The following is a 25462-nucleotide window of genomic DNA, read 5'->3' on the forward strand; positions in this document are numbered from 1 at the left end:
TGTATAAGAGGTAAAAAATGAATTCCCTTAAAAAGTATTTGACTACTATTGGAATGGCACTGGGTTTTAGTGCGGGATGTAGTGCTGAAATAATACCCGTTTATAAAATTGACGCTGCCACTGGCAGCTATGTGCAAACTACCTTAACCCACGATATTTATCGCTACAGTGCCGATACACAATTAAAAGATTTAATCGTTACCGATCAACAAGGCAATAAGCTGCCGTACCGCATTAGCGCGCCGGATACAAAAATCAGCGTGCAAACGCAACAAACGCCTGTGCGTTATTTCCCGGTGCCCGTCGGTGCATCGCCAGAAACTTTGTTGATATTAAGCAGCGCCTCTATTCGTTTGGCGGATAACGAAATTTCCGTCAGTGTAGAGAAGGGCAACAACCCCTTAGCGGAAAACCAAACTGCCGCTACCGATTTTTATGTGGTGGATTTGAGCGATGTAAGAACCCGTGTTGACAGCTTGGCTATTCTTTGGCCGATTAACGAGGCGCATCAATATCTGGAAGTGGAGGTCAGTGGCACCAATGATATGACCAACTGGACACCTATCACCAACACCACACTGGTGCAATTGCAGAAAGAGGGCGAGTATTTAACGCGCAATAAAATCGCGCTAAACCTGAATGAAATGCAATATGCCTATTTGCGCTTAAAATTTACGCGCGGTGGCGACAATTTAAAACTCACCAGCGTTCATATTGAAAATACCGATAAAATTGCCAACGCACCCACCGCTGACACCTGGGAAGTGCAGGGAGCCTTGGCAGAAAAACAAAGCTCTGCTTTACACGCTGAACGCCACAACAATAATTCAGCCGTCGCCGCATGGGAATTTACCCGCGACGATATCGCTCCGGTTAGTCAAGTGAGCCTGAATTTAGGCAACATTCAATACGGTGATCGCCTCAATGTTTTTTCCCGTCACAGCAGCAAACAACCGTGGCAATTAGTGCATCAAGGTATTTGGTTTAACGCCCAAGTCGGCAGCGAATGGCAGCGCAGCGACGCCATTAGTATTTACAGCAACAGCGATACGCAGTGGCGCGTTGAACTCAACGAATTAGTGCGCACCACGCTAACACCTGCGCTGGTATTTCACCGCACAGCACAGACCTTACAATTTATCGCCAACAACACCGCCCCCTATAACATCGCCATAGACAACCAAACCACCACCGACCACCAAGCCGTTAGCGCGCAAATATTTTCGCAACTTATGGCAGGGAAAGATGTGCAATGGGAATCCGTAACCGCAGAACCCCTGAACCCCAACCTCGGCTCCTTCGCTCGTCACCAAATAGATATCAATTGGAAAACCATTTTATTTTGGTTGGTGTTGATTAGTGCGGTGGGGGCGTTAGTGTGGGTGGCGGTTCGGTTGGTGGGGCAGATGGCTAATACAAAACCTCAGGAGCCTAAATAATGTCGATTAAGGAAGATGATGATATATGGGCAGGAGATCTTCTCGGCAGAAAAGATGATGGCATCTATTTACAACGTTTTATTGAAAATTCGTATCGAATGGACACTGCTCATCAAAATTCATTTGTTTTGAACATAAACTCGGAATGGGGTGCTGGTAAAACTTGGTTTCTTGAACGTTTTGCGAAACAGCTTAAGCAAAATCACCCAGTGATTTACTTTGATGCGTGGAAGAATGACTTTACTAAAGATCCACTCACTTCACTAATTGCCGTCATATGTCAAGGCTTAGAGGAGCAATTTTCTGGCAATGCAACAGCTAGGAAAAAAGTGGCTTTAGTTAAAAAAAATGCACTCAAGTTTATTAAACCATCGCTTCCTGTTGTTCTTGCCGCTCTGGCAAAGCATTACACGGGAATCGCTTTCATGGAAAGTCAAGATGAAGAGGATGTGGATACGGATAAATCTTCAGCGCAAGATTTATCATCTTCGTTGACTAAAATAGCAGCATCAGAGGCAATGAACAGTTTTCATGAACAAAAGAAAGGTATCAACGATTTCATTACAGCAATAAAAGTGTTTGTTGAGCATCTTCGCTCTGTCAAAGGTAAAGATTACTTACCTATTTGCATTTTTATAGATGAGCTTGACAGGTGTAGACCAACATATGCCATTGAATTACTTGAGGCGGTGAAGCATATATTCAGTATTGGAGGCTTGTTTTTTATAATTGCAAAAGATTCAAAACAACTTGCTCATTCAATAAATGCAGTTTATGGACAAGGTTTTAATTCGGCAGCATATCTAAAGCGATTTTTTTATACGGAATATTCGCTATCAACTGTTGACTACGACAAGATGGCTATACATTTGGTTTCAGGATTTGACTTTAAAAATAGAATTTATTTACCTTCGGTCTATTTGGATAAAGTGGGGATTGATGGCTACTTTTCAATGAATTCAAGATTTTTTCAACTAACCCCAAGAGAGCAAGAGCAGGTATTTGTAAATTTAAAAAACTGCATTTTGTCTTCGGATTTAGATACGCTCCATTACCCCTATTTGTTATTCCTTTTGTCTCTAAAATTGAAGCATGAGGATTTATATAAACTCTTAATGGAAGATAAAGACTCAAAAGAGTTTGCAGAATTCATGAAGGCTCGCGGAGGTATAGACAATATTTATGCTGGATTAACCCTTGGGCGCACTATAAATAGACCTCACAGAAAATCAAACCCGGAAAACCTAAATATTCCTAGTGTTATCAATTTTTATATAAAATTGATAGATAAAAAACATGAAGAACTTGATGGTAGTAGCTCTAGTTATATGTTTCAGGATGAGGTGATGGAAGAGCTTTGGAAGGAGCGAAAAAATGAGAATCTTAAGGGGAATAACAAAACAAGTATATCTAGTTATTTTTTTCTGATAACTCAGGCGGGCAGATTGCTAAAGAGTCAGTAACTAGAACTAGCATATTTGTTGTGAATTTTAATAAAACCCTGAAAATTAATTAAAGAGAGTGTAATGGCTTCAAAATTTTATGTGGTATGGGCAGGGCGCGAGACGGGGATTTTTACGGATTGGGCTACGTGTAAAAAGCATATCGATGGTTTTACCGGTGCACGGTATAAATCGTTTTTAACTCGTGAAGAAGCCGAAGCAGCTTTTGGTGGTGCAAAACCGACGGCGGGAACGGGTGGGCGTGCAGCAACTGCTGCGAAGATCAAAACCTATAACGCGGCAGAAGTAAATGCCTTGCCGGTGGATGTGAAAATTTTTACTGACGGTGGTTGTGAACCAAACCCCGGTGAAGCGGGTTCGGGTTTGGCGTTGTATCGCGATAATAAAATCGCTGAGCTTTGGTATGGTTTGTATAACCCGAACGGTACCAATAACACCGCCGAATTAAATGCATTACACCAAGGTTTGCTACTGGCGAAAGAGGAAATCGCCAAAGGTAAAACGGCGGCGGTTTTTTCTGACTCGCAGTATTCCATTCAGTGTGTTGTGCAATGGGCCGTAGGTTGGGAAAAAGCGGGCTGGAAAAAGAAGGGCGGGGAGATTAAAAACCTGGAGCTAATTAAAGAAATTTATTCGCTACACCAAACCCTGAAAGACAAAGTACAAGTGCTGCATGTGAATGGCCACGTAGGTGTACAGGGCAATGAACTCGCCGACCGCATGTCGATCCTCGCCATCAAAACTGGCGAAACTGAATTTGCGCTGTACCGCGAACCGCTGGATATTGCGGCGATTCTGGCGACGCGTGCGGGGTAATTACTGAACAGTAATTGGGGGCAATTACGGCCTCCAACAGTTTTAATACAAGGAAACAATAATGAAATTAGGTACATGCCCTTGTTGCGGCTCACGCGATTTGCAAAAAGTACAAGGGGAAGAATTTGTTTGTCAGGCATGTAAAGCGCCATTGCGTTTTACTTGGAGCGCTGCTCACGGTATTGGTATTGTATTACCACTCACTTTGCCCAATTTGATGCAACAGTTTCCAGAGTTTATTCGCTATGGTGTTCCCGCCGTATTATTGGCGGTGTTATTGGTTTTGTATTTTAAGTATCGCCGCTTTCATTTAGATGAAATCCGCCTTAATGAATTGCTATTGGAATTGCAGCATGACCTACAGTTGGCTGGTAAATTTAGCGCAAGAAAAACTGGTGTGCTTGATTTTATCCAACAAATGAATGGACTAAAAAATACTTACGGTAAAGTGCCAGCAATACAAACGTTATTGCGGGAGCACTTTAATCGGGTTGGTGGCTTTAATATTGAGGAGCAGAGCAGGGCTTTTTCCGGGCTTTATCCTGATATCGATCTAAACCAATTTTCGCAACAACAAATATCTTTTGCTCAAGCAGAAATAGAGCGTTTGCGAGCTTATAGCGTAAAGGCGTGAGCTATTGATATCCACTGTAGATAAAAATAACAATGAACCTGAAAGCCCTGCTAAAAAATAATCACGCACACATGGCGTTAATCATCGGTAACGGTATTAATCGTTACAACAGCGATGCAGGGCTTAGCTCTTGGGATGCGATGCTGCTGGAGCTGTGGGAACGGCATACACACGACGAGCCTAAAGATATCCCGCTGGGTATTTCACTCACTGAATTTTATGACGCGCTGGATTTAAGCAGCAATGCGGTGAGTAAAAATCTGCAAAAAGAATTTTGTTGTTTTCTGGATGGTTGGCAAGCAAAAGAACATCACCTTCGCCTGATGCGCTGGGCGCAACAATATGCGGTGCCGGTATTAACCACGAATTTTGATGAAACCCTCTCTGATTGTGCCGGCCTTCAATTGCACCACACCGATGGTGTCCGCTTTACCGATTTTTATCCCTGGTCGAGTTACTTTGCAGCGCACGCGATTAATGACCCTGCACAAGAATTTGCGATTTGGCACATCAACGGTATTAAGCGTTACTCGCGCAGTATTCGTTTAGGCCTCAGCCATTACATGGGTTCTGTTGAGCGCGCACGCGCTTTAATTCATAAGGGCGGCGATAAGCGCTTGTACTCCGAAAAACCCCAAGGCCAATGGAACGGCTGCAACACCTGGCTGCAGTGTATTTTTAATAATGATCTGGTGTTTGTTGGGCTGGGGTTGGATACCTCGGAAATTTTTCTGCGCTGGCTGCTGATCGAGCGGGCTAAATACTTCAAAACCTATCCCATGCGGCGACGCGCCGCTTATTACCTGCACGCCGGGCGGGATTTGTCGCAAGGGCAGGTGATGTTCCTCAAAAGCGTTGGCTGCGACATTGTAAAACTGCCCAGTTACGATCAGCTCTATGGCGATGCATGGCTTGTGTAGCGGGCTTGTGTGTTGGATTTGTATGGCTGGTCTCTGTGGTTAGTTTGGTTTTGTAAATCTCCTGCCATTTATCCGATAATTGGTTTAGATTTCTGCTCTCAGTGTTAATAAGCATATTAATAACAATATCCATCACAGCAGAAAGAGAGCTATTTATGACAATCCAAGGATTCAAACAACACCTGCTGGCAGCTATGTTGCTGTGTGCAGTGGCAAGCTCGGTACAAGCCGCCCCCGCAAAAACCACCGTAAATGACCCGGACAAAGAAGAATGGATTGAGATGTTCAACGGTAAGGATTTAAGCAACTGGAGCGTGAAAATCAGTGGCTTTGAGTTGAACGACAATGCGTTTAATACCTTTCGCGTCGAAGACGGCATTATGAAAATGCGCTACGACCAGTACAAAGAATTCAATAATCACTTCGGTCATATTTTTTACAACGGCGGCCCATACTCCCATTACCGTATGAAAGTGGAGTACCGTTTTGTGGGGGATCAGGTTAAAAATGGCCCGGCATGGGCGTACCGCAACAACGGCATCATGTATCACACGCAAGACCCCAAAACTATGGGCGTTAAGCAGGATTTCCCCGGCAGCATGGAATACCAATTGTTGGGTGGCGATGGCGTAAACCCGCGCACTACCGGCAACCTGTGTACCCCTGGTACCCATGTGGTCTACAACGGAAAATTTACCGAAGATCACATCATCAACTCCAATAGCGACACCTTCCACGGCGAGCAATGGGTAACTGCCGAGTTGTTAGTACATGGCAGCGAAAAAGCCGAACACTTTATTAACGGCAAAAAAGTATTGGAATACACCGGTTTGCAATGGGACGACCGCACACCCAACAGCGGTGGTTTTATCGCCCTGCAAGCAGAGAGTCACCCTACAGATTTTCGCCGCGTAAGCTTGTTGAATTTGGAAGGTTGTATGGATAAGACCGCGAAGAATTTCAAAAGCTATTTTGTGAAGAATAAACAGGAAGCGTGTGTTTATTAATCGGAGGCAGCATCGCCCCCTTGTCAAACTACCACTAACGTTAAAAAAACTTCCACTTTTTGTTTTTTGGTAACCTTTTTCCGAAAAGCGATATCAGTATTACCAGGGGTTTCAATAGGCTGCGATCAACCGTACTTGCTGTACGGTTGATCGCACATCTATTAATAATAAGTATTGAGATCCCTGTTATGAAAACAATAAATGCATTGTTAGTGCTAAGTATTGCCTCGCTGCTTTCTGCTTGTGGCGGTTCAGGATCAGGCTCGGGTGCCAGTTCGAGTAGTGTCTCGTCAATGGTTGAGTCGGTATCCAGTCAGTCGAGCGCAGTTAGTGTTGATGCTTCATCGGTCGACGCCAGTTCGTCTAGTCTTGCCTCTTCAGTCGCTGATGTCAGTTCGTCTGGTCTTGCCTCTTCAGTAGCTGATGTCAGTTCGTCTGGTCTTGCCTCTTCAGTAGCTGATGTCAGTTCATCAAGCCTTGCAGCTTCCTCGATTGTGGCAAGCTCTTCTAGTCTCGCAAGTTCCTCCAGTCTTGCCGTTTCATCAGCCAGCGCTGCGCTTTATCCGAGCTACAACACCAATCCTATCGCCCCGGATATGACGGGAATGGAAAGTAACGCTATACAGTTGGCGGCCAAAATGACGCTGGGGATTAACGTTGGAAACCAAATGGAAGCGACTGGGTGCAAACCTGCGGCCGAGACCTGCTGGGGTCACCCGAAGGTTTCTGAAGCTTATGTCAAATTGATCAAGGACAGCGGTTTTGACGCGATTCGGCTTCCGGTGTCCTGGGATCAGTATGCTGATCAAGCCACTGGAAAAATCAGTGATGTTTGGCTTAACCGCGTGAAGGAAGTGGTGCAGTATGCGGTGGATAATGGGCTCTACGTGATGGTTAACATCCATTGGGATGGTGGCTGGTTGGAGAGAAGTTTTCACGAAGCCGCTGAATCTGAAACCAAGAAAGAAGCGGTAAAAGCCAAACAAAAAGCTTATTGGGAACAAATTGCCACACATCTGCGCGAATTCGATGAACATGTCATGTTTGCGAGCGCCAACGAGCCTGATACATCTAATGACAACGAGTCAGCCTCTGTGATTGCATCAAGAGTTGCTGTTCTTGATGAGTATCACCAAACATTTGTCGATGCGGTTCGTTCCACCGGCGGTAAAAACGCTTATCGCGTGTTGATAATCCAAGCCCCAAAAACCGACATTGATCTGGCAACCAATAATTGGTTTGTTATGCCATCCGACACTGCAACGGGTCGCCAAATGGCTGAGGTGCATTTTTACCCATTTAGTTTTACCAACCAGGACGCAGATATAGTGGCTGACTGGGGAACCTTACAGTTTTTTTGTTACTGGGGTGAAGGCAACCATTCGGAAACTGATACTTTTCGCAACTCGACTCGCGAGGAAGAGGGGTTTGTTGACGCGAAATTTGCCCAAATGAAAACAAAATTTGCGGACCAAGGCATCCCCGTTGTGTTAGGAGAGTTCGCTGCAAGGCCGCGCTCTGACGAAGCTTGCTCTGACTATCCCAAGCATCTCGCGTCGCGCGCTTATTACGCTCAATATGTCACCCAAGCGTCAATTGAAAATGGCATGCTGCCATTCTTTTGGGATACAGGCGAGGTGTTTGAGCGCGGTACTCCGGCTGTCAATAATCAACAAGTGCTTGATGGGCTATTAATAGGCTCTGGTAAATTGAACGGTAGTTCATCGAGTTCTTCGGCCCAGTCATCAGCTGGAACTTCGAGTTCAGCGATGAGCTCTTCTGTTCAAGCTTCAAGCGTGCCCAGCAGTTCTTCATCCAGCGTGAGTAATCTGGTTGTACTTGATACCAGTCCCGCTAACTGGAATGTGGATAGCGGCGTAGTAAAAAATGAATCGGCTAGCCATATTGAGTTCACTGTAAACGCCAGTAATCAAGGCGCTTCTTATGAATCAGCCACGCCCGTCAATATGACCAATGCCACAATGAGTGTTGTATTTAATTTTGATGAGGCTTTTGTAACTAATCGCAGCGGCGGGATGGATAGCATTATGCAGTTCTATGCCTATTCACCGTCCTGGGCCGACAGTCAATTTACCTGCTGGACCGGTTGGACTGCGCTGGTAGCAAATCAGGACGTTACCTTCACCTGCTCGGATATTAGTTTGGTTGATGCGGTTGGGTTCGGGTTTCAATTCTTCGCAACGGCAGGAACAGTTACGATTAAAAGTGCCACTATTACCTTGGCAGAATAATTAGTGGTTACTACAGGCCGACTTCATGCATGAAGTCGGCCTTTTTCTTTTGGGTTGCATAATAAAACTGGCATGCTAATTCTGTGAACTCACGCTACACCGTGCATCTCACGCCCACTTCCATAAGTATGGAACCCAGCGTGCACCGGCTTCAGGTGTTTTGCCTTTCTTGTGGAGCAGAGCTATGACCCTTTCCAATTGTTTAATCGCAGCCCAGTGGCAATCACAAAACCACAATTGTTAGAGGCTTTATTGATTGGGGTTGGAAAAGCCGTTGTAACAGGCCCACTTTATAAACAAAGCGGGCCTTTTTCTTTTGAACAGATTATTTTGGAGCTAAATCAATTGTTGAGTTGATAGGGTTATCGAGAAATCCAGTTATGAATCAAGCGATGCCGAATGTGCGATTAAGGGCAGGGTTTGTGCAGCTTGCTGGAAAATGATGAGGTATGGAATCTCCAACCAAAACCGCTTATCACGATAACAATATTTTTTATTTTTATAACAATAAATAAAAAATGAATTAAATAGACAATTTTCCGCATTCTCTGTACGCGATGAATTTGGTCGGCTTTTCAACCTCTGCTGTTTATTTGTAACTTTTATTCTCACAAGTTTGGGTTGGAAGTGCAGAATCGACTGTAAAAATAGCAAATTTTGAAATTTTTATTCATATATTTGAAATTAAAAAAAAATTAAGAAAACACGCTATTCAGGATTTATATAAAACCCGCCTAATTGTGTAGAAGGGCAAAAGAAGTTTTAAGCGCCCTTTGGTTTCCCAGGTATGGCAAAAACCTTCTGCAAGGTCGAGAACCTTGCTTGAGGTCTTGCCCTGGACTTGGAGAGCGACAAAACCATATAAACATAAATTAGGTGGTATTTAGAGATGTCGAATAACAATAGTTATAACTATGGTCGGTTCAAGAAAACACTACTTGCAGCAAGTATTATGGCGATTGGTTCTGCGGCTTATGCGGCTGACGATTCCAAAACTACGGGCGCCAAAGATGATGATATTGAGGAGATCGTTGTTTCTGGTATTCGCCGGAATATTGAATCTGCCCAGGAGTTAAAGAGAAATGCTAATACTGTAATCGATTCCATTACAGCAGATGAGTTGGGAGACTTCCCGGACAAATCGGTTGCCGAAGCATTGATGCGTGTTCCTGGTGTAATGATTGAGCGCTTTGCTACGCGAACAGATACAGGCGCATTCTCCGTGGAGCCATCTGGCGTCATCATCCGCGGTCTACCATTTGTGCGCAGTGAATTTAATGGGCGCGATACTTTTAGTGCAGATTCAAGTCGCGGTTTGAGTTGGGGTGATGTATCCCCAGAGCTTATGGGTGGTGTGGATATTTATAAAAACCAAACCGCGGAACTGATCGAAGGTGGTATTTCTGGTCTTGTAAATCTCAAAACCCGCCTGCCTTTTGATAGCGATAGCAGCGTAAATGTTGTCACCTTAGGCGCTAACTACAGTGACTTGTCAAAATCCAGCACCCCGGAGCTTTCAGGTATACATACCAGTCGTTTTGATACAGACGTCGGTGAATTTGGTGTGATGGCTAACTTTGCCTATTCCGATGTGGATGCTACATCGCAAAGCTCCAGAATGGCTCGCGTCAACCGCTTCCGGGATGTCTACGCTGAAGACTCGCTTTATTTTATTCCCCAAGGTGTTTCCTTTGGCGATAGCCAATACAGCCGTGAGCGCAATGGCGCCGCCTTAGCTTTCCAGTGGCAGGATAACGAAGGCCGTTACCTCGCAACGCTACAATACAACCGCTCCCAATATGAGAATACATCTGAAGGGCGTGGTATCGGCGTGGGTTGGGCTGGTCTTGGTGGCGGCGACAGCTTGTTCCTCGAGATTAAAGAGGGTGGCACTGGTTCTGGTGCAATTATTCGACCTGCTCCGGGTACTGACGCATTTACTTTTGCTGAAGATGGTTTGTTTTCCCACGGCACTGTTGTGCAAAACCACGGTTGGTGGGGCGCTAACAATAATGATTCAAAACTGGTTGCGGCCAATGCAAACGGTGAAGCCTTGGTTGAGACTTGCGCTAGTCTGGATTCATGGGCTGGTTGTGGTGAAGGCGCAGTTGTAACGGATTTTATTGGTGGCAACCTCAGCACCAATGCGGATGTGAGCGATTCCAAAAGTGTTACCGAAGATATTAGTTTGAATTTTAAATGGAATGTGACTGATAAATTCCGTGCAAATTTTGATGTGCAGCATGTAAATTCCGATTTGGATGAGTATCGGGTCAATACCGGTTTCAATACCTGGGCAAATCCAGAAGTTGACTTGCGTCATGACCTCAACAGGGTCGTTTTGAACGCGCCTACCAACGTTAACCTTCTGGACGCTGGGCAGGGCATATTTGCCAATCCTAATAGTTATTATCCCACCAGTGTGCTGGAGTTTCTTGGCGATAATCACGGTGAAGAATTTGCCACAAAAGTAGATTTAATTTACGACGTAGATTCCGGTTTTGTTGAGCGTATTAAAACTGGTGTGCGATACGCTGATCGTGATCAACAAGTGAATCAGGCCGGCAACTGGCAAGCTATGTCCACCTCCTGGAATCAGAATGCAGGCTGGTTCAACATCGACAGCCCAGCACATACTGGAATTTATGACGGCGAGGAATACACTTTTAACGGATACAAAGATGCTTTTGTTGTGGATACCTGGAAGTCTAACTACGGCAGTATAAGCATTGCTGATGGTGGTAACTTTTTTGTATTCCCTAACACCAGCACTATGCGCGATTGGAAATACACTAACAGCGCTATGACGACTGGCCAACCGGTTAATGGTTTTTATCCGATCTGTTCTAATTTGGGTGGTCGCTTAACAGAAGTAGAGGGGACTTGTTTCCGTCCGAACGAGTCACTAAACGTATCGGAGGAGACTGAAGCATTTTATGTTCAGATCGATTTTGGTGGAAATGACCTCACACTCTTTGATCGCCCTGTAAGTGGCAACATTGGTGCTCGTTACGTTAAAACCGAAATCGCAAGTGCGGGTGGAGAGCAATTCCCTGAGTACGATCTTGCAAGCCGTCCATGTGAAGAGACTACTCCAACCGATCCAGACGCTCCAGAGACCCGTCCCCCGGTTCCATTTACGGTTACCTGTTATTTAGGCGCTGATGAGATTGCGTTTATGAACAATGGCGGTAACTTGGGAACTTCCAAAGCAACTCATCACAATGTGTTGCCGAGCTTTAACATCAAATATGATGTGACCGATAATTTTGTTACACGCTTCGCTCTTTCACGAGCCATGTCTCGACCAGATATTGGTAGCTTGAGAAATTACATTACCGTTAGTTCGAATTTACCCAGCGTGGATGACGAAACAGGATCTTTGTGGGTTAAGGACGCTAGTGGAGAAATTGTGGGTGCCAATGTCGCCTACACCGCGAGTGCTGCCAATCCCTACTTGAAACCGACTATTGCTGATCAAGCAGACATCAGTTTCGAATACTATTCAGGGCCTAACAGCATTTCTTTTGCTTTGTATAAAAAGTCATTTGAAGATTACATCCAAACAGGAACCTATTTCCGCAAAATGACCAATAACGGCGTCACGAAAGATGTTGTAGTTACTGGTCCAATTAATGGCGATGGTGCAGAGGTTCAAGGGTTTGAAGTTCAAGGAACGCATTTGTTCCACTATTTGCCAAGTTTCTGGAGTGGCTTTGGTATTCAGGCGAACTACACCTATGTTGAAAATAAGGGCATCGAGAATACCGGTGTAAATAGTTCCTCTGAAAATGGTTCGAGCGGCTCCAGTGGTGCATCTGATCGTGTGCAAGTCGATCAGTTAGAAGGCATGTCTAAAGATGCTTATAACCTCGGTGTTTTCTATGAGCGTAATAAGTTTTCTGCTCGTTTATCCTATAACTGGCGCGCTGAATATCTCGTTACCGTTCAGGATTGTTGTATAGGCACACCTGTTTGGCAGGATGATTACGGCCAACTGGATGCTTCATTGCGTTATCGCATCAATGATATGTTTGAGCTGAGTTTATCCGGTAGTAACTTGACGGATCAAAAAGCAGTACTGACACAACAAATGGAAAATAGCGAAGATGGTGGAAAGCGTCTGAAATATTCCATCAATCAAAGTGATATTCGCTACACCTTGGGTCTCCGGGCGCAATTCTAGGTTAGTTGTCCATGGAGCTACCGTTTGTAACGGTAGCTCCAGTTTTTTCTGGAGCACGAGCGATGCAACAACCTTTTAGAATAATAATTGTGGGCGGCGGTACGGCAGGCTGGATGACAGCGGCTGCTATTTCCTCACTTTATAAAGATCGATCACGTTTTCAAATAACGCTGGTTGAGTCGGAAGAGATTGGCAGTATTGGTGTAGGTGAGGCTACTTTGCCCTCTATAAAAAGCTTCAATGACCAGCTAGGTATTGATGAAGTTGAAATGATGAGGCGCACCCAGGCGACCTTTAAGCTCGGTATTCAATTTAATGATTGGGGCAGGTTAGGGGCTAGTTATATTCACCCATTTGGTTTGTATGGCAGCTTGAAAAACTCTTCGGATTTTTACCAGTATTGGTCTCATGTGGCTTCAAAAAAAACCATCCCCGATATATCAAAGTATTCCTTTGCTGTGCAATTGTGCGAGCGCAACCAGTTTACATTTCCTTCCAAAGATTCGGGCCAGATTGAAAGTACTTTTTCTTATGCTTACCATTTTGATGCCGCGCTCTACGCTGCCTATTTGCGCGAGATAAGTGAACGCGCTGGTGTATTGCGTGTGAATGGCATAGTTGAAGCAATTAACAATGACCCTGATACAGGCAACATTACTGCTGTTTTTCTTCGTGATGGAAAAACGTTGAGTGGCGACTTTTTTATCGATTGCTCGGGTTTTCGCTCACTGTTATTACATAAAAATCTACAATCCGAATTTGAAGATTGGTCTCATTGGCTCTTGTGCGACAGAGCAGTCGCTATGCAGTCTGAGCAGCCAAAAGACATTCCTCCTTACACTATGTCAACTGCAAAAGAAGCTGGCTGGCAGTGGCGAATCCCTCTACAGCACAGAGCTGGTAATGGTTATGTATATTGTAGCAATCTAATCAGCGATGATCAGGCTCATGATTCTTTGCTTAAAGGGCTTGCTGGAAAACCCTTGACCGATCCTAGATTTATTAAATTCAAAGCGGGACGGTATAAAAAATCCTGGCAAAAAAATTGTGTTGCTATTGGTTTATCAAGTGGATTTCTAGAGCCGCTAGAGTCAACCAGTATTTATCTAATACATATAGCGATTATTTGTTTATTGCGTGTCTTTTCCTTCCAGTCAAATAAAAACCTATCTATCTTATCCGATGAATATAATCGGTTGATTGATAATGAGTACGAGCGGATACGGGATTTTCTTATTCTGCATTACCGTTTAAATGATCGCACTGATTCAGAATTGTGGCGGCATTGTCAATCTATGAAAGTGCCAGACAGCCTTATGCAAAAAATGGATTTGTTCAAGCGTCGCGGTTATTCAGAAAGCTTCAAGTATGGCTTATTCAGTACGCCCAGTTGGCTCGCTGTTTTTCACGGTCAAGGACTTTTCCAGCAGGGCATTGATCCGTTTATCTCATCTATTCCAACAGAAAAGATCGAGCCGATACTCGCAGAGGTTAGCGGTATGATTGATAAAGGGCTGCAGGCTGCTTCAACTCATGAGCATTTCATCAAACAACACTGTAACGCCGCCACATGACGGGTAATTTTTATGAACGATGGAATTAAAAAAATTGTAATCGTTGGGCGGGACTTGGATGCGTGGATAACAGCCTTTTTCCTTAAGTCTGTACTCGATAAGTCCAGAGACTCATACGAAGTTACTTTAGTGGAGCTAGGGACGCTGTTAACAGAGCATGACATTTTTGCAGTTCTCCCTAGCTACAAAATGTTACACAAAACGCTAGGCGCTAATGAAGATAAATTACGCCAAACCGCAAAAGCTCGCCCTTTTTTTGGTCAGAGATTTACGGGTTGGAACCCGGAATTGCCAGAATTTTTCCATGCCTACGATCGACTGGGTATAAATTTTAATGGTGTAGATTTCTTTCAGTATTGGATGAAAGCTGTTAACAATGGGCTGAAACTTCCTTTGGAGGATTTTTCTCTGGGGGTTGCGGCTGCCAAGCATGGCCGCTTTGTGGCTAGCACTGGGCAGGCCGACTTCTCTCATCTAGCGTATGGCTACCACCTAAGCGCTATTGAATATGTCAATGCAATCGCCCGGGCGGCGATGGAAGTAGGGGTAAAACGAGAGAATGGAAATATCATAACGATTAATAGAAACAATGATGTGATTGATTCTTTAAGCTTGGATGACGGAACGGTTCTTAAGGCTGATTTTTTTATTGATGCATCAGGTGCGGACGCATTATTGATAAATTCGTTAACGGATAATAATTTTGAAAGTTGGGAAGATTGGTTCCTGTGTGATCGAATCATTACTGCATCCAGCGCTCCTTTATCTCCTGCTCCAGCATTTAGTCAGGTCACTGCGTTTTCAAGTGGCTGGTGTGGTCTATATCCGTTAAACAACAGAACGGCCATTCAAACACTCTATTCTTCCCGTCATACAGATTTTTCCGGTGTTGTGGCAGAAATGAAAATGCGTGTAGGTGTGAATATTTCACAGGGAGTCGAGCGACCTATTAAATGCGGCATGCTAAGCCGACCATGGATTGGGAACTGTTTAGCTGTGGGAACTGCGGCAGCAAATATGGAGCCTTTGGATGCACTGCAAGAGCACTCGTTAGTTATAAGTATGGTTATGCTCAAACAGCTATTTCCAAACAGTAACGAATATCAAAATGAAAGGGATGTTTATAACAAAAAAATGCATTCTTTTATAGAGAACTTGAGGGATTTTCAGATTGTTCATTATGCGCTTAATTCCAGAGATGAGTTGTTTTGGGAGGCCTGTAAAAACCTTGAATTACCTCATGTTTTAAAAGAAAAGATTGATATTTTTAAGTGCTGTGGTTACGCCTCGGTCCGCGAGGATGAAACATTTCAAGAGGAGAATTGGATAAGTGTTTTCAATGGTCATGGGTTAGCTCCCGAGTTTTACAGCCCTTTGGTGGATAATATGAGTGATGATGAAATGATACAAAACTTTCAAAAAATCTTGAGGATGATTAAAGAACGAATTAATTCTTCGCCGTTAGTGTAAACCTGAAATTTACTTTTATTTGAGAATAAATGATGTTGAAAAAATTATTATTGTTGGTGATATCTACAATTCCTATGTTGGCTTTTGCCGATACCTATAACCTAAGCTCACCTAATGGCAGGATTTCCGTTGCTCTTGAAAATGGCGAAAAAGGGTTAAGCTACAGCGTTAAAGTCGATAATAAGTCCATTATTGAAGATTCTGCCCTTGGGCTGATAATTGATGATGCACCGCTGGGCGGTGCCAAAATGAATTTCCTGGGAGAGACGCGAGGTGAAGTTCGTGACTCGTTTGAATTGTTTGCCGGGCGCGCCAAACAAGTGAAGGATTTCTATAATTCTGGTCTGTTTCAATTTGCTTCTGCGAGCGAGAAAAAATTGAAATTGAATCTGGCTGTAAGGATTTATGACGAGGGCGTTGCTATTCGTTACATACTGCCGAATCAAGCGGGTTTAAAAACATTCACCATCCAAAATGAACTCACTCGTTTTTCATTTGCTGCCGATTACACCTGTTACGGTTTAAATCTGGGTAAGTTTGCAAATAGTCACGAAGGTGAGTTTGATCCAATAAAGTCATCATTTATTCGTGAACACAACCTTTACGATAATCCGTTGGTGTGTAAAACGGGAATAGGGCAAGGCGTTTTTGCGCTGGCGGAATCTGATGTGCGTGATTATCCCGGCAGTTGGTTTATGGGCCGCGGTGACGGCGGTTGGGGAGTTGATATCAAACTGACGCCGCGTTTTGATTCCCGTCCAGATGGACTTGAAAAAGCGGCAGTGCGCGCGACTATGTCTGCTGCTGGTGTGCAGTCACCCTGGCGGGTAATTATGCTTGGCGATACGCCCGGCAGTTTGACTGAATCTTCCTTAATTGCTGCGCTTGGCGCTCCTTCCGAAGTAAAAGACACCAGTTGGATCAAGCCAGGCAAGGTAGCCTGGGATTGGTGGAACGATAATCAGGTGGTGCTTGAAGGTACAGATGTCAAACCGGGAATGAATACCGAAACTTATAAGGCCTATATCGATTTTGCGGCAACTCTCGGGCTTGAATACATTCTTATCGATTCCGGGTGGCATGAAGGCGCCGCTTGGACCAGCTCTCCCGGTGCAGACTTGATAAAACCCATTCCAGCGATGGATATGCCCGAGATTTTTCGTTATGCCAAAAGTAAAAATGTTGGCGTTTGGCTGTGGGTTCAATGGCAGCAATTGGATTGGCAAATGGAAGAGGCGCTAAGCACTTACAACAAATGGGGTGTGAAAGGCATTAAAGTGGATTTTATGGATCGTTCAGATCAGGAAATGGTTGCCTATTACCATAAGCTGCTACAAATGACGGCCAAGTACAAAATTATGGTTAATTTACACGGTGCCTATCCACCCAATGGATTGGTTAGAACCTATCCTCACTTTTTAACGCAGGAAGGTGTAATGGGCGCGGAATACAACAAGTGGAGCGCGCGCGTGACAGCGACACACAACGTTACACTTCCATTTACTCGAATGATCCTTGGGCCAATTGATTACACGCCGGGCGGATTCCGCCACACCACACCGGAGGAGTTTCCAGCGCTTCGTCGCAATACTTTGCCTTACGTAAAAACAACACGTGGACATGGCTTGGCAATGTTTGTTGTTTATGACAGCCCGTTACAAATGTTGGCAGATTCGCCAATTACCTATAGCAAGACGGATGGCAAATGGCCGCAACCTGAAAACGAGTGGGCTGATGGTTTGGAATTCATAAAGGATGTACCCGTAACTTGGGATGAAACCAAAATTATTCAGGGGGATATTGGGCAATACATTATTTCTGCTCGTCGGAAAGGAAGTGATTGGTATATAGGTGCCATGACTAACGAGATGGAGCGCAATGTGAAAGTGCCGCTGGACTTTCTGGGGGAAGGACTTTACACAGCAGTCATTTGGGAGGATGGAAAGAACCCCTCCTCAGTTGTTAAAAAACAGGTAAATGCGCGTTCGCATAAACACAGCCTTAAATTGTCCTTGGCTCCTTCAGGAGGTGCGGTAGTTCAACTGAAAAAGCAGTAGCTTCTCTACCTCGCCACAACCGTAACTATTGATACGGTTGTGGCTTATTTTTAGGGTTATTCGCATCTTTTAATTCCCAACCTATAATTACTTAGATCCTTAATCAGGGTTGACGGCACGGTCTGTGATGAAACGGGTTGGGTTTAGATTGGTTTAGATTAGTATATTTTTCTATATGCCAATTTGGCTTGTGCGGGTTTTCATATAATATAAAATTATAAACCTGTTCTGGATCGCCGATTCCCGGTTTTTCATCTATGAATAATATTAATAAAAGTATAGGCGGCGCTTGTTTTCTACTTCACAAGCTTCTCGTAGAGGTGAAACTTGGCAAGTAATAAGTGGTTACAATCAAAAATCTTATCTTTTTATGTTGTTCTGCTATTGGTCAGCGTGATCGGATTCTTTATTTGTTATCAATATTCATACTCAACGTTAACAATTTTTCCGGAAAAAAACTCTCCGTATAAATGGTCATTAACCTCATGGAATGATGAGTATTCAGTGATTTCACACGAGAATAATTCCTCGTCGTTAATCGCAAATTTCAAATTATCCAAAAAATCCCAGTGGTTTGGCGCGGGCATTGCTATCAACTTTGACCAAAATGTTGGTCGCGTCGTAGATTTTTCAGAATTTACAAAAGCGCGAGTGTTATTAAAGTGCTCTCCATCGAATACTTTGTATTTTGGTCTATCGATGGAGGATGAAAAAGTTACCGAGAAAGGAATCCCGCTAACCTACAGAAATGCAGGTGCGCATATAAATTGCGATAGTGAATGGAGTGAAGTTGAAATTAACCTCGACTCGCTGGAGGTTCAAGTATGGTGGTTGCATAGGTTTGGTTTTAAGGCATCTGAAAAAGCCTATGACTTGAGGAAAGTCATTCGAATTTACCTTGAGGCAGCTTATGAGAGTCCTGTGGATATAGAATCCAATCTTTATGTTTCAGGGATATCTTTTGTCGGCAGAAAAGAGGGGATATTACTAAATTTTACTTTAGTCATGCTTGCAATATGGGTGCTGAGTGGCGCTTGGATCATAAGATCACAATTAAAGCCCAAGCCGCTGGAACAGGAAATCTCACCGCAGTTGCAATATGAACCACTTGATTTTAACCCGGCAAGAGAGCGTGATAAACAAGCTATTTTTGAATACATCGCGAAAAATTTTGCTAACCCGGAGATTGATATTGAGTCTGTTACCAAGGCGGCAGGAGTAAGTCGCACCAAAGTAAATGATATTTTGAAGGCGGAATATGGAACTACTTTTACCAATCACATTAACAAACTGAGGTTGGTTGAGGCATCAAGGTTACTGGCTGAAAAACCGGATGCACACATCACTGAAATTGCCTATTTAGTCGGTTTTAAAAATATCTCGTATTTCAATAAGCTATTTAAAGAGCAGTTTGGTTCAACCCCTAAAGAAGTCAGGGGAAAAGCTGCGAAAGAAAATTAGCTGCATTGTTTATATTCTGATCTCCTTATCTTTCATCGTCTGGCCTACCTCTGTAGGCCGTGACGGTTATAAACTCCCTCCATTATTTATCCAGTAATAGACGTAAGCCATCGACACAAAAAATATTTTGTTGATTAACGTATGTTTTGTCTTTTTTTAATAACAAAAGATCTAATAAAAATAACAAAATAAAATTTTTCAAAAAAATTCTGCTGTTTTCGTTTAAATTTTAATATTAATTGCATTAAAGTCGGCGATTGATTCGATGATTGCGTCATTCGCTGTGCAGCAGCAGATGATTCCTATTATCCGTTTGTATCGCCGTTTGTAGTTTGGGGTTTTCCATGAAAAATAGATTAATAACCACCTTGGCATTAATTTCCACGGTTCTTTGTGCATCAACGAGTGTCGCTAATGACCATAAACTTCCTTCTGCTGTGGCATTTACGCCTGACACTCTGGAGAAATATGAAACGCCGTTATGGTTTAAAGATGCCAAGCTGGGTATTTGGTCGCATTGGGGGCCTCAGGCGGTTCCTCGGATTGGAGATTGGTATGCACGCTTTATGTATGTCCCCGGCACGCCTCAGTACGACCATCATGTTAAAAATTACGGCCACCCATCCAAGGTTGGCTACAAAGACATAATTCCGCTCTGGAAAGCCGAGAAATTTGAACCCGATGCTTTGATGAAGCTTTATAAAGAAGCTGGCGCAAAATATTTTGTCAGCATGGCGGTGCATCACGACAATTTTGATTTATGGAACTCCAAACACCACAAATGGAATTCGGTGAATATGGGTCCTAAACGGGACATAGTGGGTGACTGGAAAAAGGCGGCAAAAAAACAGGGCTTGCATTTTGGTGTGTCAGAGCACTTGGGTGCCAGCTACAGTTGGTTTGCGCCTAGCCACGGTTACGATCAATTCTGGCCTTTGAATGGTGTAGGTTATGACGGCGAGAACCCGGAGTACGCTGATTTGTACCACTCTGGTAAAGACAAGCCTTATCGCGATTCCAGAACCTGGTATACCGATAATCCTGAATCACAAAAGAACTGGCTGTTAAGGGTTACCGATCTTATTGATCAATATAATCCGGATTTGCTCTATACCGACGGGGGAATTCCTTTCGGTGAAGTAGGGCGCTCGCTTGTCGCCGATTATTATAATAAAAACATAAAAAAGAACGGTGGTCGCTTGGAGGCTGTCTATAACCATAAAAATATAGGCTCGGGAGAATTTATTTTAAAAGCCGGCGTTCAGGATATAGAGCGTGGTGTTATGGACGGAATTAGTCCCTATCCATGGCAGACAGATACCTCGAATGGAGATTGGTACTACAACGATAATCATGGCTACAAGAGCAGTGCCCAAGTCATCCATATGCTCACAGATATCGTTAGTAAAAACGGAAACTTGTTGCTCAATATTGTTCAGTATCCGGATGGAAGTTTGCCGCCTGAATCGCAACTTTTACTCAAAGAAATGGCGGCTTGGATTAAGGTTAACGGTGAGGCAATTTATGCAACCAGACCTTGGAAGATCTACGGTGAAGGGCCAACAGCTGCCGCTGCTGGGCATTTTAAAGAGGAAGATAACTATACGGCCCAAGATATTCGTTTTACCACCAAAAACAATGTGCTTTATGCAACCACTCTTGCAGAACCTTCTGGGCAAATAAAAATCCTTTCTTTGGGCACGAGCAGCAAACTTCTGGATAAGAAAATTAAGGATGTTCGCATGCTTGGGTACAATAAGAAGCTTGAGTGGCGTCAGGAGAGTGATCATTTATTGGTAATTCTGCCAGAAAAACTACCTACGCCTTTTGGATCAAGCTTAAAAATAAGCTTTTAAAAATTTGCGTAAATCCGAATATTAACAATAACCCCTATGTTTGACTGTTTGGGCCTGCCGGAAATATCCGGTAGGCCTTTTTTTTAGTAACAAGTTTTAGAAAAATTCTAATAATAATTTTTAGTTGTAGTTATTTTTACTTGTTTTTAATTCCGGTTGGTTTCAGTGAGGTAGCATCCTAACGTCGTTTACTGCGTAAGCGACTGGAACGATTTTCTCCCCTTAGCAGGGAAGCTGTTTTATCAGGTGTAGTTCGGATAGGTATCTATGATTTTGCTTGCTGACTACATCTGCTTTTTCTTCTGGATGTTCTGTATTTCCAAAAACGATTTGCGTTACTGAATCCAAGGATACTAATAATGAAAATGCTACAGCGACTAGTCTCTTCAATATCGATATTGGCCATCTGCACTTTTATCGCCTACAGCCACGCCGATAACTATCAGTGGGATGCGGTTTCTATGGGCGGTGGTGGCTTTGTCAATGCCGTAATTCCCAGTAAAACAGAGCAGGGCTTGTTTTACGCGCGTACCGATGTAGGTGGCGCCTATCGTTGGGATAAAACCCAATCGCGTTGGATAGCTTTAACAGATTGGGTTTCGCAAGATCAGGTTGGCTACCTTGGTGTTGAATCCCTTGCACTTGACCCTAAGGACTCCGCGAAGCTCTATATGCTCGTGGGTATTTCCTATTTTAATGGCGGCAAGTCCGCGATATTAAAATCCAATGATTATGGAAATACTTTTCAAGTTATTGATATCTCCAACCAATTCAAGGCCCATGGAAATGGAATGGGAAGGCAAACCGGCGAAAAATTGGTTGTCGATCCTATTGATAGCAACATCCTTTATACCGGTACTCGTTGGAATGGTTTATTTAAATCTACTGATGCGGGCATTACCTGGTCCAGGTTAAGTGGCTTGAACCTTACTACTACGCCTAATGAGAACGGGATCAGTTTTGTTGTGCTGGACAGTTCCACTGAGCAAGGTAGTGCAGCAAAAAATATATTTGTTGGTGTTTCCCGCTTCCCTTCAGTGGGTGCTAATTTTTACCGTTCCACCGATTCAGGCCAAACATTCACTGCCATCAGTGGAGGCCCCGCCGGGTTGATGCCTCAGCGTGCCATTTTTGATAAGCGCGGGGACTTGTTAATTACCTATGCTAATGGTGCCGGCCCCCATGGGAACAATTCCCAGCCTGAACCTATGGATCAGGGGCAAGTTTGGAAATATTCTCCGGCCGCGAATACCTGGACCAATATCACACCTGCGAATTTCTCCCGCGCTTTTGGTGGCATCACGGTAGATCCAAATGATGCTGACCGCATTATCGTTTCCAGTTGTAATACCTATATGTTTCAGTATGAAATGGATGGCCGTAGCGCTTGGGGCGATCAAATATTTTCTACTCGCGATGGTGGGAAAAATTGGACGAATTTAATTGCCAATGGGGTTTCACTCGACACCCAAGGTGTTGATTGGGTTGCTGGCCATTCTATTCACTGGGCGGGCTCCTTGGAGTTTGATCCGTTTGATACTAAAAATGTTTATGTCACCTCGGGCAACGGTATTTTTAAAGCGCAGGATGTTGATGCATCACCAATTGTCTGGTCGTTTTGGGTGAAAGGTATTGAGGAAACTGTGCCGCTGGATTTGGTAAGCATAACTGGTGGCCCAGCGGTTTCGGTGATTGGTGATTACGATGGTTTTGTCCACACCGATGTAGCCCAGTATGCGCCGATTCATAAGCCTGGCATGGGAACTTCATCCAGTATTACTTTTGCATTTAATGATCCACGCTTAATGGTTCGTGTGGGGAATTCTTTGTATTACTCCACCGATACGGCTGCAACCTGGATCCAAATAAATTTTTCAACCGGTATTCGCGGTCACGCCACACTCACTGCCGATGGCGAAACCCTGATTTATAGCCCGGGATCTACGACGGATAACAAGGAAATATTATCGAGTTATTACACTAAAGATTGGGGGCAAACCTGGACTGCGGTTCAAGGCTTATCTATGACTCACGCCAGAGTTGTTGCAGATACTGTCAACAGTCAAAAACTCTATGCACTCAATGGCAATAAAATGATGGTCAGCATGAATGCTGGTGTATCGTTCCAGCAAATGGGAACCCTACCATCGTCAAACGGTTCCAAAATTATTCGGGCGGTTCCCGGCATTGAGGGCGGCGTGTGGGTAGCGCTGGGAAATAATGGATTGGCGAAGTCTACAGATTCTGGTGCTAATTTCACAATCGTTAATGGTGTCAGTGCTGCGCAGGCAGTGGGTTTTGGAAAGGCTGCTCCGGGTAATAATTTTCCCACGATTTATATTTGGGGAACTATTAATAACGTTTCCGGCATATTCCGCTCCATTGATGGAGGAACCAGTTGGGTGAGAATTAATGATTCAACTCACCAATTTGGTGGCCCCGGCAATGGTAATTTTATACTGGGCGATATGAATACCTTTGGTACTGTGTACATGAGCACAGCGGGCAGGGGAATTATTTATGGAAAATTGGTAACCGATGGTTCTAATGATAATTCAAGCTCTTCATCGGTAGACATCAGCAGCAGTTCGTCCTCCAGCGTAGCGACAACCGGTTCATCCAGCGCTGTTTCGAGCCTTGCTGAGACAAGTTCATCCAGCTCTGCAGCGAGTACTCCTCTCAGCTCTTCCAGCTCGTCATCTCATTCAAGTACCGCTCCTGCGTCTACATCAAAATCGGGCGGGGGTTCCGTTGGTATATATTTTCTAATACTCCTTTTTACTTTTTTTGTTTCAAGAGTTTTCTTGTTAAAACAATAATTATTGAGGTCGTAGTAAATATTGGCTTCTCATTTAAATCATGGGGAGCCTTATTTTATATGTTGTTAAGTGAGAGATATCTAGTGAATATTAAACATTCATTTCCAAAAAAATCCTTGTCTAGTTATTGTTCTTTTATTAAGCCGAGTGCCTGTGTACTCATATCAATAGCCTCATTTTTAAGTGGGTGTGGGGAAGATGGGGGCGCCAGTTTTACAAGTTCCTCAAGCTCTTTAGGTTCAGGAGCGGTTGGCACTGTATCGAGCAATGCGACGAGTAAATCCTCCTCCAGTCTCTCCAGCCAGTCTCTTACAGCAAACTGTGATTTACCAAGTGAGTTTTCCTGGGTTTCTTCCGGGCCCTTGATTCAGCCCCAGTCCGCTGACCATATTTCCATTAAAGATCCAACCATCGTTTTTTACGATAACAAATACCATGTTTTTGCAACTGTGTTTGATATCAGTCGCAAAGGTTGGGGTTCGGTTTATTTGAATTTTAACGATTTTTCCAACGCTGGCTCTGCTACGCAAATATCGCTGCAAGATAAACCTACCGGCAATGCTGTTGCCCCGCAGGTATTCTTCTTTCGCCCTCACAACAAGTGGTACCTCATTTATCAATGGGGCGCCAAATATTCTACTAATACAGATATAAGCAATCCGGACACGTGGACAACTCCACAACCGCTATTGGCTAACGGCTTGAATATCGGTTTGGATTACTGGGTGATTTGTGATGAGGCCAATTGCCATTTATTTTTCTCTGGCGATGATGGCAATCTCTATCGCTCAAAAACACCTATCGATAATTTCCCTAATTTCTCTGGCTATGAAATTGTCATGTCAGACGAGGTGGGAAAATTATTCGAGGCAAGCAATGTTTATAAGGTAGAAGGCAAAGACCTTTATTTGCTGTTGGTAGAGGCCTACGGCCCTCGTTACTTTAGATCTTGGACGGCAACCAGTTTGGATGGCCCATGGACTCCCTTGGCGGATAGCCAATCAGCTCCTTTTGCCGGCGAGGCTAACGTGAGTTTTGAAGGGGAGAAGTGGACCAGGGATATCAGCCATGGCGAAATGATTCGCTCCGGTTACGACGAAACACTCACGATTAATCCTTGCAATATGCAGTTTCTTTATCAGGGTGTAGATCCAAACTCCAACGTGACCTACACGGATTTGCCTTATCGCTTGGGTTTAATCAAGCAAACTGGTAATCGCTAGGCAACCGCACGGCCCTCTAAAAGAGTCTTTTACCGGGAGGAGTTTATAACGCAAGTCCTCCTGGTAATTAGCCCCTCACAGTCAGTTAACAAGCCTTTCAACTAACAAAACTTCTAAAAAAAATAACAAGAATTTGTTAGTGCTATTAAATCATCCTGCTTGAGATACCTAAGCTGCCTTCCTTTTCTAAATCATATTGATTCGCCGTGGATGGCCCTAGCCGCATTCTCGTTGTGGGCGCGCGCGCATGAATACAACTAATGCAATGGAAGGTTTATGTCGTGA

The 25462-nt window shown here is 43.9% G+C and carries 15 protein-coding genes; all 15 read left to right on the plus strand.

The window, feature by feature from the left end; genetic code table 11:
• Positions 1–17: 17 nt before the first annotated feature.
• The 15 genes from D0B88_RS13155 to D0B88_RS13225 all read left to right on the plus strand — a co-directional run bounded on the left by D0B88_RS13155 (position 18) and on the right by D0B88_RS13225 (position 25177).
• Positions 18–1439, plus strand: coding sequence for a DUF3999 family protein (locus tag D0B88_RS13155; protein ID WP_151057704.1), 1422 nt, complete (start codon positions 18–20; stop codon positions 1437–1439).
• On the plus strand, positions 1439–2902 hold the full coding sequence (locus tag D0B88_RS13160) for a P-loop NTPase fold protein (protein ID WP_151057706.1): 1464 nt from the start codon (positions 1439–1441) through the stop codon (positions 2900–2902). The genes D0B88_RS13155 and D0B88_RS13160 overlap by 1 nt, the downstream gene beginning before the upstream one ends.
• Positions 2903–2965: 63 nt before the next feature.
• Positions 2966–3718 carry a ribonuclease H family protein gene (locus D0B88_RS13165; protein WP_007641201.1) on the plus strand — a complete coding sequence of 251 codons (753 nt, stop codon included), beginning with the start codon at positions 2966–2968 and terminating at the stop codon, positions 3716–3718.
• A 61-nt stretch (positions 3719–3779) separates the two neighbouring features.
• The gene (locus D0B88_RS13170) at positions 3780–4352 is read left to right on the plus strand and encodes a hypothetical protein (protein ID WP_007641202.1); all 573 of its coding nucleotides are present in this window, start codon (positions 3780–3782) and stop codon (positions 4350–4352) included.
• 32 nt (positions 4353–4384) lie between these two features.
• Entirely contained in the window at positions 4385–5272 is an 888-nt protein-coding gene (locus tag D0B88_RS13175; RefSeq protein ID WP_151057708.1) for a hypothetical protein, read from the plus strand.
• 155 nt (positions 5273–5427) lie between these two features.
• The gene (locus D0B88_RS13180) at positions 5428–6279 is read left to right on the plus strand and encodes a DUF1080 domain-containing protein (RefSeq protein ID WP_151057710.1); all 852 of its coding nucleotides are present in this window, start codon (positions 5428–5430) and stop codon (positions 6277–6279) included.
• 188 nt (positions 6280–6467) lie between these two features.
• Positions 6468–8531: a cellulase family glycosylhydrolase gene (locus tag D0B88_RS13185; RefSeq protein WP_151057712.1), complete on the plus strand. Its 2064-nt coding sequence runs from the start codon at positions 6468–6470 to the stop codon at positions 8529–8531.
• Positions 8532–9420: 889 nt separating this feature from the next.
• Positions 9421–12717 carry a TonB-dependent receptor gene (locus D0B88_RS13190; protein WP_151057714.1) on the plus strand — a complete coding sequence of 1099 codons (3297 nt, stop codon included), beginning with the start codon at positions 9421–9423 and terminating at the stop codon, positions 12715–12717.
• 62 nt (positions 12718–12779) lie between these two features.
• Entirely contained in the window at positions 12780–14291 is a 1512-nt protein-coding gene (locus D0B88_RS13195; RefSeq protein WP_151057716.1) for a tryptophan halogenase family protein, read from the plus strand.
• A 12-nt stretch (positions 14292–14303) separates the two neighbouring features.
• The gene (locus tag D0B88_RS13200) at positions 14304–15761 is read left to right on the plus strand and encodes a tryptophan 7-halogenase (RefSeq protein WP_151057718.1); all 1458 of its coding nucleotides are present in this window, start codon (positions 14304–14306) and stop codon (positions 15759–15761) included.
• A 29-nt stretch (positions 15762–15790) separates the two neighbouring features.
• Positions 15791–17818 carry a glycoside hydrolase family 97 protein gene (locus D0B88_RS13205; RefSeq protein ID WP_151057720.1) on the plus strand — a complete coding sequence of 676 codons (2028 nt, stop codon included), beginning with the start codon at positions 15791–15793 and terminating at the stop codon, positions 17816–17818.
• 327 nt (positions 17819–18145) lie between these two features.
• Complete coding sequence (locus tag D0B88_RS13210; RefSeq protein WP_151057722.1) at positions 18146–19279, plus strand: AraC family transcriptional regulator; 1134 nt, start codon at positions 18146–18148, stop codon at positions 19277–19279.
• A 344-nt stretch (positions 19280–19623) separates the two neighbouring features.
• Positions 19624–21135, plus strand: coding sequence for an alpha-L-fucosidase (locus D0B88_RS13215; protein ID WP_225318361.1), 1512 nt, complete (start codon positions 19624–19626; stop codon positions 21133–21135).
• A gap of 359 nt (positions 21136–21494) precedes the next feature.
• Positions 21495–23954 (plus strand): exo-alpha-sialidase, encoded by a 2460-nt coding sequence (locus D0B88_RS13220; protein WP_225318362.1) that lies wholly within the window; start codon positions 21495–21497, stop codon positions 23952–23954.
• Between the two features lie 59 nt (positions 23955–24013).
• Positions 24014–25177, plus strand: a complete 1164-nt coding sequence (locus tag D0B88_RS13225; RefSeq protein ID WP_151057724.1) for a non-reducing end alpha-L-arabinofuranosidase family hydrolase — start codon at positions 24014–24016, stop codon at positions 25175–25177.
• Positions 25178–25462 lie beyond the last annotated feature (285 nt).

This window comes from Cellvibrio sp. KY-YJ-3 (assembly GCF_008806955.1).
Lineage (GTDB): Bacteria > Pseudomonadota > Gammaproteobacteria > Pseudomonadales > Cellvibrionaceae > Cellvibrio.

What these genes read in the sequence shown, in the direction of transcription:
- D0B88_RS13155 (WP_151057704.1), top strand. Translation starts at nt 18, where the DNA reads ATGAATTCCCTTAAAAAGTATTTGACTACTATTGGAATGGCACTGGGT.
- D0B88_RS13160 (WP_151057706.1), top strand. Translation starts at nt 1,439, where the DNA reads ATGTCGATTAAGGAAGATGATGATATATGGGCAGGAGATCTTCTCGGC.
- D0B88_RS13165 (WP_007641201.1), top strand. Translation starts at nt 2,966, where the DNA reads ATGGCTTCAAAATTTTATGTGGTATGGGCAGGGCGCGAGACGGGGATT.
- D0B88_RS13170 (WP_007641202.1), top strand. Translation starts at nt 3,780, where the DNA reads ATGAAATTAGGTACATGCCCTTGTTGCGGCTCACGCGATTTGCAAAAA.
- D0B88_RS13175 (WP_151057708.1), top strand. Translation starts at nt 4,385, where the DNA reads ATGAACCTGAAAGCCCTGCTAAAAAATAATCACGCACACATGGCGTTA.
- D0B88_RS13180 (WP_151057710.1), top strand. Translation starts at nt 5,428, where the DNA reads ATGACAATCCAAGGATTCAAACAACACCTGCTGGCAGCTATGTTGCTG.
- D0B88_RS13185 (WP_151057712.1), top strand. Translation starts at nt 6,468, where the DNA reads ATGAAAACAATAAATGCATTGTTAGTGCTAAGTATTGCCTCGCTGCTT.
- D0B88_RS13190 (WP_151057714.1), top strand. Translation starts at nt 9,421, where the DNA reads ATGTCGAATAACAATAGTTATAACTATGGTCGGTTCAAGAAAACACTA.
- D0B88_RS13195 (WP_151057716.1), top strand. Translation starts at nt 12,780, where the DNA reads ATGCAACAACCTTTTAGAATAATAATTGTGGGCGGCGGTACGGCAGGC.
- D0B88_RS13200 (WP_151057718.1), top strand. Translation starts at nt 14,304, where the DNA reads ATGAACGATGGAATTAAAAAAATTGTAATCGTTGGGCGGGACTTGGAT.
- D0B88_RS13205 (WP_151057720.1), top strand. Translation starts at nt 15,791, where the DNA reads ATGATGTTGAAAAAATTATTATTGTTGGTGATATCTACAATTCCTATG.
- D0B88_RS13215 (WP_225318361.1), top strand. Translation starts at nt 19,624, where the DNA reads ATGAAAAATAGATTAATAACCACCTTGGCATTAATTTCCACGGTTCTT.
- D0B88_RS13220 (WP_225318362.1), top strand. Translation starts at nt 21,495, where the DNA reads ATGAAAATGCTACAGCGACTAGTCTCTTCAATATCGATATTGGCCATC.
- D0B88_RS13225 (WP_151057724.1), top strand. Translation starts at nt 24,014, where the DNA reads ATGTTGTTAAGTGAGAGATATCTAGTGAATATTAAACATTCATTTCCA.